We start from the raw sequence: 14181 nt of genomic DNA on the forward strand, positions 1-14181 counted from the left end.
TTCGTTTGCCCTTTTAATCAATATGACGGGCGTACGCGCCTGTCCTATGCATGAGACCTGCTTCGATGCGAAAACAACTTGATACACATATTGCTACAGTTAAAAACGCAGGTTTTAGCTCACTTGCTTGTGCGGCGCACCTTTCCTGTGAAGAACTACATGCTCGTCTGGGGGACGATTTGTCGCAAGATGAGTTGGAAGACTTGCATACGGCTGCCCGGCAGGCGCACGACGATTCATTGATATTGGAAAAGAAAATCCTGACGCGGGCTTCGCCCTTGCTCCCCAATGCGGTGAAAGCAGAGATAGAGCAGCCCGACGTTTCGCTGCACGACTACGAGCAGTGGTTCGGCGGGCGGGCAGCGGAGTACGCCGCGCCTGGCGATGTAGCATCGATGTTTTCGCCAGCCGCTTATCTGGTGGCCATGTACCGTGAAGCCAAGGCGCTTTACAGCAAGGATTGCCCATGGCACATCGACAACCGCCGTCCAGACCTGAAGAGGCTCGTGTTGAGCCAGGAAAACCTGGACACACCGCGCAGCGCGTTGAGCCTTTCCAACGATATCCTGCTGGAGAAGGCCCAACAGGTGCTGGATCGGGAAAGGGAGGCAGGGGCTTCGGGAGAGAATGTGTTGGAGGTGCTCTCGCGTCACCTGGGGGGCGGTGGCACACCGTATCATCATAACCACGACCGCTTGCGCCAGGCATATGCCCAGCAGGATCCGAGCCATGCATGGATACAGGCGGCACCGCAGGTGACGAAGCATTTCAGTGGCGCGTCGCTTGCTGCCATTTCCTATGATATTCCACCTGCACTGCATGCCCTGCTGACTGACGAGGTCACCGAAGAAAACGCCGACAAAAAGTTCAGTAAATACTTCCCTGGCACAACACCCTCCGCGATGTTGCAGCCAATACGGATGCGTGACTACTTCAGTTTGTCGGATGCGGAGCTGCAAGGTTTCCTGAATATGCAAGATGCCGCGGACTACAGCGGTAGGACCTTGGTCAAACGGGTGGGGGGCGTCATAAACAGGGTGACGCTGAGCGCCCCATCTGCATTTATAAATTATGTTCGGCTGTACCCCCTGGAAGCTGGCAAGTGGTTGCTGAGTTTCAATCTGAAAGTATCCCGCGTTGATGTATTTACAGTGAGCGGTGCTTTTAATATGTCTCTCAGCGCCTCTGATTTTGGTGTGACTGAGCTACGGCCTAATACCGAGTACCGCAAGACTTTCGATTGGGCGGATGTGCCTGAGACGTTCGAGATTTCGACCTTTTGGCGTAAATCCCGCGGGGGAGGGTATGGCGGGCATCGGCATCCATTTGCGTGCTCGTGCCAGAAATTTTCTGCCGCCTCGTACGTACTCAAGCTGAACAAGGCCATTCGTCTCTACAAAGCGACCGGCCTGCCAGCGCAAGAACTGCAAGCTATTGTCGACAGCGTGGACCCGAACCAGATCAGCAACGAAACATTGGCAGTGCTGTTCCGCACCGCTGTGCTGGTGAAACGATACGGTATTTCCCACGAAGAGGCGCTGGTCATGGCCAGGGGGCTGATTTCGCAGTCGGTGCATGCCGGCCAGGCAAGCCAGTTCGACCGCCTGTTCAACGACCCTGCGTTGGTAGACGGCGGGCTGGGCATCGAGAACAAGCCCATAAAATTGCACCCATCGCATGCCGACAGGGACGCCGCTATCAAGGCAACCCTCAAGCGTGCTTGCCAAACGGACGACGAGGGCCTCTATCAGTTGGGGCGTACATTCGCGGCTGGGGAGGGCACCAATGTCACGCTGCGTCTCGTTCTGGCGCAGTTGTCAGGCATCTATACCTTGAGCCTCTGGGCGCGGCTGCACGGTCTCTCGCCCGTTGAGCTACGCCAACTGTTGAGCATGATCGGCCTGCCTAAAGCACTCCACAGTGCACCGGCCACCCAATGGCTGGCATTGCTCGAAGGGCTTGATGCGATCGTCAGCTGGTTGCGTGATCGCAATTGGACCGTGGGCGACCTGCTATTGATGACGCGTGATGTGGATGATCTTCCGGCCAGTACCGAAATCACCAATCTGCTCGGGGACATGCGGGCGGCAGTCGACAGTGCCGAGCTGCCGGAGAACCCTGCCACCCAGGACTGCATTCGAGCGTTGACGCCTTTGTTGGCCTCAGCTTTCAACCTGGGCGGAGAGACCGCGACTCAGGCATTGTTGATCTGGGCGGACCGGGCAAAGCCAGGCAACCTGACACTGGCGCAGGTTTGTAAAAACCTCAAGCTCACGGCGCCAAGCGTCGCCCAGGCCAAGGCAATGACAGCTTTCGCGTATGGGTTGGCACAACGAGCGCTGATCGCGCATGCCACTGCGGTGCCGGCCGATCTGTTGGCCCTGTTGATCGAGCAGCCTCGACTGCTGCTTGCCTCGGCCACCCAGGGCAGCGGTAGTACCGCCACCTTGAAGTGCAGCATCCAGGTCGTCATGGCGTTGGGTGATTTCAGTCAGTGGTTGAGCACCTTACCGGATCTGACGGGCGCCAGTGGCGCCTTGGTCGCAGCCCTGGAGACAGGCGTTGCCCCGTCGCTGCTCGCTAAGGCGTCAGGGCTTTCGGAGTCGATAGTGGCCCAGGCCGCCCGGCAAGCGGAGTTGAAGGCGGATGTGGCCGATTCTGCGAAACTCTCCAGTTGGCAGGAAATCGCCGTGGTGCGGCAATGGTTGGCACTGGCCTCTACATTCAATGTGATGCCAGAAACCGTGGGGCAGATGCTGGCCTTGGACTATGTTATCGGCAGCCCGGCGACATGGGACGATTGGCGCAAGGTGGCGGACGGCTTCATGGCGGGCTTGCGCCCGGTGCAGATGCAGGCGGTACAGGCCAACACCGAGAGGGCATTGAGCCTGGCGCTTGCAGGGTTCGTGGGTGAAAAGGAACACTTCACCATTGAGCAACTGAATCAGCATTTGTTGCTGGACAGTCTCAACAGCGCGCAGGTGGTGACTTCACGCATTGCCGAAGCCACTGCCGCTGTGCAGATGTATATCCATCGGACCCTCTCCCGACCTGAGGACAAGCGGGCGTTGCGCCAGGAGGTGGTGGATCGACAATTCTTCCGGGACTGGTCACGTTGGAACGCTCGCTACGCGACCTGGGCTGCCGGGCAGATGCTGAGGTACTACCCGGAAAACTACATCGACCCCACCATACGCCTGGGGCAGACCAAGGCGATGGACGACATGCTGCAGATGCTCGGCCAGGCACAGGTCAATGCCGACACCGTGGGCGATGCTTTTCACGGTTACCTGAGTGCGTTCGAAGAGGTGGCTAACCTCGAGACGGTCAGTGGCTACCATGACAGCCGCAATGAGAAATCTGGCAAATCCTGGTTCATTGGGCGTACTCGTGGTGAGTTGTGTGAATACTGGTGGCGCACGGTGGATGAAGGCAAGCGGAGCGCAGAGGGAGTACTGCCGGCCAATGCCTGGACGGGGTGGACGAAAATCGAGCTGGCGCCAACGGTGTGGGGTGACTTGATAAGGCCGGTGGTCTATCGCGAGCGTCTCTACCTGGGGTGGGTGGAGCGTTACGAACATATCACTGCCCGTGATGAGAATGGCAAGGTGACGGCTCGTGAATGGCGTTGGTCGTTCAAGCTTGCCTGGTTGCGCTACGACGGTACTTGGTGTGCTCCGATCGATTATCCACTGGCGCAGTCGGACGTGACGGAGCTGGAGAGCACATCATTGGAGAATTTGTCGCTATTCGTCGCTTCGCGACCAGCGCGCAGCGGGCTTTTGATCGGGCTCTATGACCGCAAAACCGTCAGTAGGGCAGAGATCACGAACTTTGCGGGTATGGAAATCTTCGAGGACTTGAGCAGCAAACCGATCTCTATCACCCCTCTGCTCAAGCAAGTTGCACATTGGCTTGACTCGTCGGCCAGCATCGGCATGTGTGCGGTGTTCGATGGAGAGGGAAGGCCGGTTGTAGACAACGCCATGCCTGTGAAAGCGGGGTCCGGGATACCCGCAGGGTTCCAGAAGTTTGATGTCTCGCTCAAGAGTGTGAAGATCGCGGATATCAACGAAACCCTTGACCGCTATAGCTTGGTACTCGATACCTTGTTGACGGTTGAGTCGAAGCAACCGGAGGTAGAGAACAAGTGGGTCACCGCCTTGGTTCACAAGTACCCAGCGCTGGGCCAGGAAAACCAGAAGGTACCGACCTTGGCGCGCTGTGGTTACGGCGCCTTCATGGTGCGCAAGGAGAATGATCAGTACTGGGGGTACTTGTGTGTAGGGCGTGAACAGTTCGAGCGATTCTTTTCCGCCGACCATGGGCAGATTCAACGGGTGTTCGATGTGCCCCTCGTGAACGAGAAATCGACTTTTCGCAAAGAGTCGACCGTTAGCGGAGATGCCTATGTCGGACGTTATAGGATCCAAACAGGGAAGTACCCATTACTCTCGATGAACATACGCTTCGAAGGGGCGGGCATGCTCATTCCTCAATGGGGCGAGGTCAATATCCGCGAACTGCTGGCCTACCCGAGTGGTAAAGGTCAGGAGAACGTCACGCCTAGCCGCTATGTGGACCCCCTCGGAAAAGTACCGGCCTCTGAAGTGCAGCGTTTGATCTATAGCGCGAACGAAAAGGCATTCACCGTTGAGACCGCGAAAACCGCATTCGATCTGAGCAAAGGCCCGCAGCAAGTGAGCTTTACCGGTATCTTCGATAAAGGCAACACGGCGGATTGGGGTGATAATGCACAAGCATTCCACCGGGTCGAATTTCGATTTGGCAAGGGTAAGGCTCGTCATTACCTCATCCGCGTCTACAAAGAAGCCGACACCCTGAAAACAGCGGTTATCGGTACCCTGTATAACAACGCCCAATACCTGGCACGCCGGGGTTGGGTCACCCGCCTCAATACGCTGTTTGCTCGCCAACTCACGGAGCGAGCAATCGCAGGCATCGACACGGTGCTGAGCTACGAGAGCCAGGAGATTCCCGAGCCTGAGATTGGCGTAGCGGTGCGTTTGACGTTGCCGTTATACGACAAAAGCTACCACGGTGAGGATAAATCCGCCCAGATATGGCTCAGTACCTCCAGCACGCAGAGCACCCTGCTATGGACAGGCGAGCTGAGCGACAAGGATAAAGTAGTGGTAGACGTAACGTTTGCGCCGGATGCCGTGTATAGCGGCCAAAGGTCCTATCACCTGGAGACGAGGTACCGAGCGAAGAAGCACACGGCACCCGGTGGCAAAAGCATCATGATCACCCAGGACACTCTCGCGATCACCCGCAGTTCCGATGTGGGCGCGAAGCTTTCCAAGAACAATGTGGACAGCGTGGAGGTAATTGGGAGGAACACGACCACGCTGATGGACTTCACTGGCGCCAATGCCCTCTACTTCTGGGAGTTGTTCTACTACACACCGATGATGGTGATGCAGCGTTTCCTGCAGGAGGAGCGCTTTGAGCTGGCCGAGCAGTGGCTCAAGTATGTCTTCAACCCGAACGGTTACACGGTAAGGAACCACTACACATCGCGTATGTGGAATGTGCGCCCCTTGCAGGAAGATACATCGTGGAACGACGAACCGTTGCAATCTTTCGATCCGGATGCCATCGCCCAGAACGACCCGATGCACTACAAGCTCAACGCATTCATGCGCCTGCTGGACATCACCATCGGGCAGGGCGATGCGGCTTACCGCAAACTGGAGCGCGATACGCTGACCGAGGCCAAGGTTTACTACCAGCGCGCCCTTGACCTGCTGGGTTCGGCCCCCTGGACGGCGCCGGGTACCAACTGGGGCGATCCGATGCTTGGCCAGGCAGCGTCGACATCGGTACACAGCGCTCGAATGGCGGGGCTGACAAGTCTGGCTCAGGGCATTCAGGTCGCCAGTACCAACGTTGCAGGTGGGCCAGGGTTCCTGCCGGAAGTCAACCGCGTGATGCTGGGTTATTGGGAAGCACTGCGTATCCGGATGTACAACCTGCGGCACAACCTGACCCTGGACGGCCAACCGTTGAACCTGCCGCTATACGCGGCGCCGGCCGATCCGAAGGCGTTGCTGGCCTCGGCCGTGGCAGCCGAGGCCGGGGGCGAGAACGCGCTGCCGGAAATAAACAACGTACCGGCATTGCGTTTCGTTCCACTGTTGGAAGGCGCACGGACCATGGCCTCGCAGCTCATCCAATTCGGCAGCACGATGCAAAATATCCTGGAGCGCCAGGATGCCGAGGCCTTGGCAGAGCTGCTCAATACCCAGGGCGTGGAGTTGGCTGTCAGCAGCGTGGCGTTGCAAAAGCAAACGCTCAACGAGTTGGCCGCCGAACGCGTGACGCTCGAGGCGTCGCTGCAAGGTGCCACGCTGCGCCGCGATCATTACCGTGACCTGTACGAAGAGAACGTCAATGCTCGCGAAATGCAGGCGTTGGATCTTTCCACCGCAGCCCAGACCTTCAACGCCATTGCGAAGGTGCCGTTCACGGCCGGGGCCTTCCTGGACGGACTGCCCAATATTTTCGGTCTGGCCAATGGCGGTCACCGGCCTGGTCAGGCAGTCAGCGCAGTCGGTACTGGCTACACCTTGTATGCCGACGCGCTCAATGTGGCCGCGTCGCGCATAGGCCAGGAGGAGAGCTACCGCCGACGCCGCCAGGAGTGGGAAATCCAGCACAAATCGGCGGAACAGGAAATGGCGGTCATCCAGGCCCAGCTCGACGCCCTGACTGTGCGCGAAACCTCGGCCAGCATGCAGATCGCCCACATGGAAACCCAGTCGGCCCATGCTCAGGCGCAACTGGCCCTGTTGCGCGGCAAGTTCACCGGCAAAAAGATGTACAGCTGGCTGCGGGCACGGCTGGCCACCATTTTCTACACCTACTACGACCTGACGGCCTCGCGCTGCATGATGGCGCAGAAGGCGTTGCAGTGGGAAAAAGGCGATACCACCCGCTATCTGCGCACCGGTACCTGGAACGGTGCCTGGGCTGGCCTGCTGTGCGGTGAGGGGCTGATGTTGGCCCTGGGCCAGATGGAAAACGCCTGGGTGAAATGGCAAAAACGCGAATTGGAAGTGACGCGCACCGTATCGCTGGCGAAACTCTTTGACGGGCGCCTGACAGTAAGGGACCAGGCCGTTTCCTTGAACGGTGCCGTCAAGGCGCTGATCGATGGTAAATCGGTTACGGTCGACAAGTTGCCGTTGAGCAGCCTGACGCTGGCCCAGACGGGTGACCTGTCCGTGCAGTTCGGCCTCAAGGAGCTGGGCCTGGTGGCGGGTTTCGAGAAGAACGCCATGCGCCGGATTCGACGCATCGCCGTTACCCTGCCGGCGCTGCTTGGGCCCTACCAGGATGTGCGAGCGCGGCTGCAGACCAGTGCCACGGGCTTGCCGGCAGGCTGCAACGAGAGCGCCATTTCCCACGGCATGCAGGACGGTGGTGTGTTCGCACCGGATGGGGCCGACTCGCATCCACGCTGGAGCGCCCAGTGGCTACCGTTCGAGGGGTTGAGCATCGCGAACGCCAGCGACACGGATGACAAGACAGTCATGACCCTGAATTTCGCCGAGGCCCAGGGCGAACAGAAGTCACTGTTGCAGAGCCTGAGCGACATCATCCTGCACGTCCAATACACCGTGCGTTGAAGGTGTGGGAGGGCGCGTTCGCGCCCTCTTTTTCCCTGACCGTCGGTCGCGGCAATGGACCCTGTGGCCTTGCGCAAGCTCGAACGTGAGGCAACCCAACCGATCAGGAGAGCTTCGATGAGCAAGCACCGTGACGCTGGCCATGGCTTCGCCGACGATCCACAGAAAGTCAGCGAGGCTGGCCGCAAGGGCAACACCAAGCAGGATGTGAAGACCGATCGAGCCGAGAAGGCCCGGGTCGGTGGTCAGCACAGCCATGGGGGTACCCCACGGCGTGGCGAGGGCTGACAGGCCGGAACCCAGTCCCTGTGGCAGCCCTGGCCAGGCGGGAGCAACTGTCTTGAGTGGCTTGCCCCGGCCCTATCGCTGGCAAGCCAGCTCCCACAAGTAGGGCGGTGTCTCTGAAAGCAGCTCAGGCCAGGCGGAATCGCCTGTCTTGAGTGGCTTGCTCCGGCCCTATCGCTGGCAAGCCAGCTCCCACAAGTAGGGCGGTGTCTCTGAAAGCAGCGCAGGCCAGGCGGGAGCAACTGTCTTGAGTGGCTTGCCCCGGCCCTATCGCTGGCAAGCCAGCTCCCACAGGTACGGCGGAGGCTCTGAAAAAGGTCTGAGAGCTGGCGCGATTCCTGTGGGAGCCGGCTTGCCGGCGATGAACATTGCAGTGCGGCCCTGCGTAGCGATCAGCCCAGCGGTGGCGTCCGCGGTGGGACCATGCGCCGCGAGCCGGTGGACTCGAACGCCGCGCCGAAGCGCAGCAGGTCGTTGTCGCTGTAGGCGCGGCCAGCGAAGGTCAGGCCGACCGGCATGCCGATATCCGCCATGACGCCCATGGGCACGGTCACGGTGGGCACGCCCAGGTGACGGATGGCCAGGTTGCCGTTGGCCACCCAGATACCGTTGCTCCAGGCGATATCCGCCGAGGCCGGGTTGACGTCGGCATCGGCCGGGCCCACGTCGGCGACAGTGGGGAACAGCACCGCATCGAGGCCCAGGTTGTCCATCCAGTCCTCGAGGTCGAGCTTGCGGGTCTTCTCCAGGCCACGCAGGCCGTCGGGCAGGGTTTCGATCTGGTCCCAGGTCTTCAGGCCGCGCTTGGCCATGTTGACGTACTCGTCCATGCCGGCTGCCAAATCATCCTCGCGGTTGGGCAGGGTGCCCGGGTCATGGGGGAAGATCTGTGGGCCATCGACATCGGCCAAGCGGTTGAGCTTCGGGTCGCCGTTGGCGCGCAGGAAGTCATCGAAGCCCCAGCCAGACAGCTCCCACAGCTCATCGTGCAGGAATTCCTTGGAAACGATACCGCGGTTGTACACGGTCGGAGCGCCTGGGCGATCCCCCTCGCAATTGGACACCAGCGGGAAGTCCACCTCGACCACCTCGGCGCCCGCCGCCTCCAGGGCCTGGCGTGCTTGCTTCCACAAGTCGATGACGCTGGCCCGGGTGTTGATGCGCTGGCCGGTGGGGCCGCCGATACCGGGTTTTTCCGAAGTGCCGGCCTCGGGGTCGGCATTGATGTACATCTTCGGCACGCCGAAACGCTTGCCTTTGAGTGCGCTGGCATCGGCTGCCAGGTCCAGGTAGGAAGCCGGGCGCACGGACGAGGCGGCCGGGATCGGTACCCAGGGCTGCAGGCGCCACAGGTCGCCGCGCTTGTCGGCATCGTCGGCTACGACCACGTCGAGGATTTCCAACAGGTCGGCCATGGTACGGGCGTACGGCACCACCACGTCCATGGTCGGGGTGAGTGGCCAGTTACCACGCACCGAGATCACGCCGCGCGAAGGAGTGTAGGCGCACAGGCCGTTGTTGGACGCCGGGCCGCGGCCGCTGGACCAGGTTTCCTCGGCCAGGCCGAAGGCTGCATAGCTGGCGGCAGTAGCGGTGCCGGCGCCATTGGACGAGCCAGAAGCGAACGGTGCGGTCAGATAGGCGGCGTTGTATGGGCTTTCAGCGCGGCCATAGACGCCACGCTGCATGCCCCCGTTGGCCATCGGCGGCATGTTGGTCTTGCCCAGGCAGATAGCCCCGGCGGCGCGCAGGCGCTCGATGGTGAAGGCGTCGCGCTGGGCGACCAGGTCCTTGAACGCCGGGCTGCCGGATGCGGCGGTCAGGCCTTTGACCAGGTAGCTGTCCTTGGCGGTGTAGGGGATGCCGTCCAGCGGGCCGAGGGTCTGGCCCTGTGCCCGGCGGGCATCGGAGGCTTCGGCCTCCTTGAGTGCATCAGGGTTGCGCACCACCACGGCGTTCAGAGCGGTGGCGGTGTCGGCTCCGTCATAGGCGTCGATGCGGGCCAGGTAGGCCTTGACCAGCTCGACCGCCGTCGTGCGGCCGGCCTCGAGCGCGTCGCGCAGCTCGGCAATGGAAACCTCGGTTACCTCGATCATGCTGTCACCAGTTATGCAGGTGGAAACTCGTGGCGCGAGTGTAGCAAGAAGCCCAGGGCCGGCGCAGGCATGCACCGTGGCAATGGTTATTTGCATGGCGGCAGTGTCGGTGCGGGAGAAGTGTGCGTTGGTGCATGCAGGGCGGGTATTGCCGGGGTGCGGTGCAGCCCAATCGCGGGGCAAGCCCACTCCCACAGGAGTTTGGGATCGCCGTCTTCCTGTGTGTGGGCTTGCCCCTATGCACTCAATCCAGGTCCGCCGCCGAATGGCGCTCCGGCACCTGGCTGGCTTCGTCTCCCCAGGTCCGGTTGACCCGGGTGCCGCGTTGCACCGCCGGTCGCTGGGCAATCGCCTCGGCCCAGCGCTGCACATGCCGGTATTCATGCACCGCCAGGAACTCCGCCGCGTCATACAAGTTGCCGAGCACCAGCTGGCCGTACCAGGCCCACACGGCGATATCGGCGATGCTGTACTCAGCCCCGCCCAAGTAGGCGCTTTCGGCCAGGCGACGGTCGAGCACATCGAGCTGGCGCTTGGCTTCCATGGTGAAGCGGTTGATGGCGTATTCGAACTTTTCCGGTGCGTACACATAGAAATGGCCAAAGCCGCCGCCCAGGTAGGGCGCCGAGCCCATTTGCCAGAACAGCCAGTTCAGGCACTCGGTGCGCGCAGCGGCACCCGTGGGCAGGAAGGCGCCGAATTTCTCGGCCAGGTACAGCAGAATCGAGCCGGACTCGAACACCCGCACTGGCGGCTCGACGCTGCGGTCGAGCAGGGCGGGGATCTTGGAGTTGGGGTTGACCTGGACGAAGCCGCTGGAGAACTGGTCGCCCTCGCCGATGCGGATCAGCCAGGCGTCATATTCGGCTCCCGCATGCCCGAGGGCCAGCAGCTCTTCGAGCAGGATGGTCACCTTGACGCCGTTGGGCGTGGCCAGGGAATAGAGCTGCAACGGCTGCTTCCCCACCGGCAGTGCCTGGTCATGGGTCGGGCCGGCGATCGGGCGATTGATGTTGGCGAACTGGCCGCCGGATGGCGCTTCGTGGGTCCAGACCTTGGGTGGAACGTAGGGCTTGCTCATGCGCGGAATCTCCTGAAGGCTCGAAGCGGTCACGTAGAACGTGGACCTGCATCTATGCCATGGGTTCGACGCGAAGGGCAAATGTACTGGCGTGACGGGCGGCGAACACCGGCCCCTTGTGGGAGTGGGTAAACCCGCTCCCACTAGGGGCTCAGTGCTCAACTCGTCAAGGCACTCAGGCAACCGGGATCAGCGGGTCGGCGGCAGCCAGCGCACTGGCGCGGTCCGGGGCCGGCGGGTAGATCCAGACCGAGTTGATCTGCGCCTTGAGTTGCTTCGCCTCGGCCTTGTCTGTCGGTGGCGAGACCCTGCGCTCCCACCCTTCGGTATACACCGCCCCCCAGGCGCCGAGGTCCAGGCAGGTGACGTACTTGGGCTGACTGTAGGTCATCGGTGCCACACCGATCAGCTCGGCGGCGGCGTTATTGCCTGCGTAGCGTCCCAGGGGAATGGCGTGCTGGCAGGACATCACCGCATGGTTGCCGACCTCGTCGCAGGCGGCGAAGGCCACATCGCCGGCGGCATACACCGCGTCGTTGCCCTTGACCTTGAGGTTGCCGTCCACATGCAGGCGGCCTTGGTGGTCACGCTCGCCGTGGATCTGCTCGGTGAGCGGGTTGGCCTTGAAGCCCACGGTCCAGATCACGGTGCTGGCGTCAATGCGCTGGCCGTTGTCCAGCAGCACACCCTCGCCATCCACCGACGCGACGGTGGCGCCGCAGATCCACTCCACGCCCAAGGCCTGGGAGGCCTGCTCGATCGCAGGCCGGATACCTTCGCCCAGTGCTGCGCCGATCCTCGCGCCGCGGTCGACCACCACGATACGCAGGCCAGCCTGTGGGCCAAGGATCGCCCGCAGGCGGCTGGGCAGCTCGGTGGCCGTCTCGATGCCGGTGAAGCCGCCACCGGCGACCACCACGGTATTGCGTGCGGGGCTCGGGGGCAGGGCCGCGAGCGATTTGAGGTGTTCCTCCAGGCGTACGGCCGACTCGATCTTGTCGACGTCGAAGGCATGCTCGAAGCCTGCAAGGTCCGGGCGGTTGAGCTGGCTGCCGCAGGCCATGATCAGGCGGTCGTAGCCAAGGTTCGCCTCGCGCCTGCCAGGTTCGCGGTAGGCCACGCTGCGCGAGGCCTCGTCGATCCGGTAGGCCGTACCTTTGACGAAGCGTACATCGACCGCATCGAACAACGCCTGCAGCGGCGCGGCCATGTTATGTACATCGGGCTCGTAGAAGCGTGGGCGGATGTGCAGCTCGGCCTGGGGCGCGAGCACGGTGATCCGGACATCGTCGCGGCCATGTAGGTCGAGTTGGCGCGCCGCGCCCAGGGCGCTCCACAGGCCGGCGAAGCCTGCGCCTATGATCAGGATCTGTTTCATCGTTGTGCTCCTGCGATTGCGAGGGAAGGCCTGGCGCCCATTGTCTCGGCGCCTTGGAAACAACGATGCTAAGCGCAGCGGGTGCCCGGCCCTAGGCCAAAGATCCCTGGATTTCGGCCAAGGGCACGCTGCGAGCGAAGCGGGCACGGTAGTCGCGCGGCGTCACCGCCAGGTGGCGCTGGAAGGCCAGGCGCATGCGCTCCTCCGAACCGAAGCCGCATTGGCGGGCGATCTGCTCGACCTGTTGAGAGGTGTTCTCCAGCAGGCGCCGTGCCGCCTCCAGGCGGAACACCTCGATGGCCTTGGCCGGGGTGCGGCCGGTCGTGTGTTTGTATACACGCGTGAAGTTTCGCAGGCTCATGCGCGCTTGCTCGGCCAGGCGTTCGACGGTCAGGTGCGGGTCGCCCAGGTGGTCGTTGAGCCATAGGTGCAAGGCTTCGAAGGCGCCGCTGTCCTCGCCTTGGGCCTTGAGCAGTTCGCTGAACTGGGCCTGGCCGCCTGGGCGTTTGAGAAATACCACCAGCTCCCGCGCCACCTGCATGGCCACCTCGCGGCCGCAGTCGAGTTCCACCAGGGCCAGGGCCAGGTCGATACCGGCGCTGACGCCGGCCGAGGTCCAGACCTTGCCCTGTTGCACGAAGATCGACTCGGCATCCACCTCGACTTCGGGGAAGCGCCGACGCAGCGCGTCGCACATGGCCCAGTGGGTGGCCGCGCGGCGGCCGTCGAGCAACCCCGCAGCGGCCAGCAGAAAGGTACCGCTGCACACCGAGGCGGTACGTTGGGCGCGCGCGGCGGCCAGACGCAGCCAGCCGACCAGCTCGGCATGTTCGGGCAGGGTGCGGACGATTTCCGGTGCCCCGGGCACCACCAGGGTGTCGATGGTGTCGCGCAACAAAGGTTCCAGCGGTTCGGTGCCCACCGCCAGGCCTTCGGCGGTGGCGACCAGGTTGCCTTCGAGGCTGGCAGTGTGCATCTCGTAACCGGGCAGGCCCCGCTCGGCGCGGGCTTTGCCTGCGGCCCAGAACACCGTTTGCGCACCGGTGAGGTCGAGCAGGCCCATTTGCGGGTAGGCGAGAAATACCACCCGGTGGGGGCGGTCTACCGAGGGCGGCAGGGCGTCGGGCACATTGGCGGGGTGGGTCATGGTGCACATCGCAAGGGGGGCGGATGCGCCCATGTTACACAGCGTGAAGCGGCGAGGGGACCGCTACGCACGCCTTTCGCGACACAAGGTCGCGCCCCTCGGTAGGTCACCGTGGCAGCGGCCTTGCGTCGCGGTTGGGCTGCCAAGCAGCCCCACCAGGGCTCAGTTATCGGTCAACGGCTGGTCCTGGGAAAGCAGGGCCTTGGCAAGCTCCTCGTCACTGACCTGCAGGCCTGGGTTGGCCTTGCGGGCCTGCTCCAGTGCCGATTCCACATAGGCGCCACGGATGGCGCCACCGCTGGCGATGAAGGCGGACAGCTCATCCCTGGCCGGAATGATCCGTTTGTCGTCCTTGAAGGTTGAGTACAGCGAGGCGGAGATCCCCGCCGACGTGGCGACATCGCCCGCATCCACACGGGCCAGGGCTGCGCCTGCTGGCAGCAGGAGCAACAGCGAAGGGACGAGCAGTAAGTGGCGCATGGCAAGACCTCCAGGTGAAGCCCAAGGGATTTACTGCATGTTGTTAAGAGCGGCGAAGG

General features: G+C 62.3%; 7 protein-coding genes. 2 read left to right on the plus strand and 5 right to left on the minus strand.

The genetic code is table 11. The features are described from left to right. Nucleotides 1-65: 65 nt before the first annotated feature. Both ACNFG0_RS14795 and ACNFG0_RS14800 read left to right on the plus strand, forming a co-directional pair. A complete protein-coding gene (locus ACNFG0_RS14795) occupies nt 66-7655 on the plus strand; it encodes a neuraminidase-like domain-containing protein (protein WP_416765412.1) in 7590 nt (2529 codons plus the stop codon). 117 nt (nt 7656-7772) lie between these two features. Next, nucleotides 7773-7943 carry a KGG domain-containing protein gene (locus tag ACNFG0_RS14800; protein ID WP_196154187.1) on the plus strand — a complete coding sequence of 57 codons (171 nt, stop codon included), beginning with the start codon at nt 7773-7775 and terminating at the stop codon, nt 7941-7943. 389 nt (nt 7944-8332) lie between these two features. On the opposite strand, the gene ACNFG0_RS14805 is transcribed toward ACNFG0_RS14800, so the two are convergent. The 5 genes from ACNFG0_RS14805 to ACNFG0_RS14825 all read right to left on the minus strand — a co-directional run bounded on the left by ACNFG0_RS14805 (nt 8333) and on the right by ACNFG0_RS14825 (nt 14122). Continuing rightward, nucleotides 8333-10036 (minus strand): amidase, encoded by a 1704-nt coding sequence (locus tag ACNFG0_RS14805; protein ID WP_196143583.1) that lies wholly within the window; start codon nt 10034-10036, stop codon nt 8333-8335. Nucleotides 10037-10280: 244 nt separating this feature from the next. Continuing rightward, a complete protein-coding gene (yghU, locus tag ACNFG0_RS14810; protein ID WP_416765414.1) occupies nt 10281-11117 on the minus strand; it encodes a glutathione-dependent disulfide-bond oxidoreductase in 837 nt (278 codons plus the stop codon). A gap of 175 nt (nt 11118-11292) precedes the next feature. Next, nucleotides 11293-12495 (minus strand): NAD(P)/FAD-dependent oxidoreductase, encoded by a 1203-nt coding sequence (locus ACNFG0_RS14815; protein WP_416765415.1) that lies wholly within the window; start codon nt 12493-12495, stop codon nt 11293-11295. A 91-nt stretch (nt 12496-12586) separates the two neighbouring features. Next, entirely contained in the window at nt 12587-13642 is a 1056-nt protein-coding gene (locus ACNFG0_RS14820; RefSeq protein ID WP_196143586.1) for a GlxA family transcriptional regulator, read from the minus strand. 162 nt (nt 13643-13804) lie between these two features. Further along, the gene (locus ACNFG0_RS14825; RefSeq protein WP_084857992.1) at nt 13805-14122 is read right to left on the minus strand and encodes a DUF2388 domain-containing protein; all 318 of its coding nucleotides are present in this window, start codon (nt 14120-14122) and stop codon (nt 13805-13807) included. Nucleotides 14123-14181 lie beyond the last annotated feature (59 nt).

The sequence above is a fragment of the Pseudomonas sp. NY15372 genome (assembly GCF_048068215.1).
Classification (GTDB): Bacteria; Pseudomonadota; Gammaproteobacteria; order Pseudomonadales; family Pseudomonadaceae; genus Aquipseudomonas; species Aquipseudomonas guariconensis_A.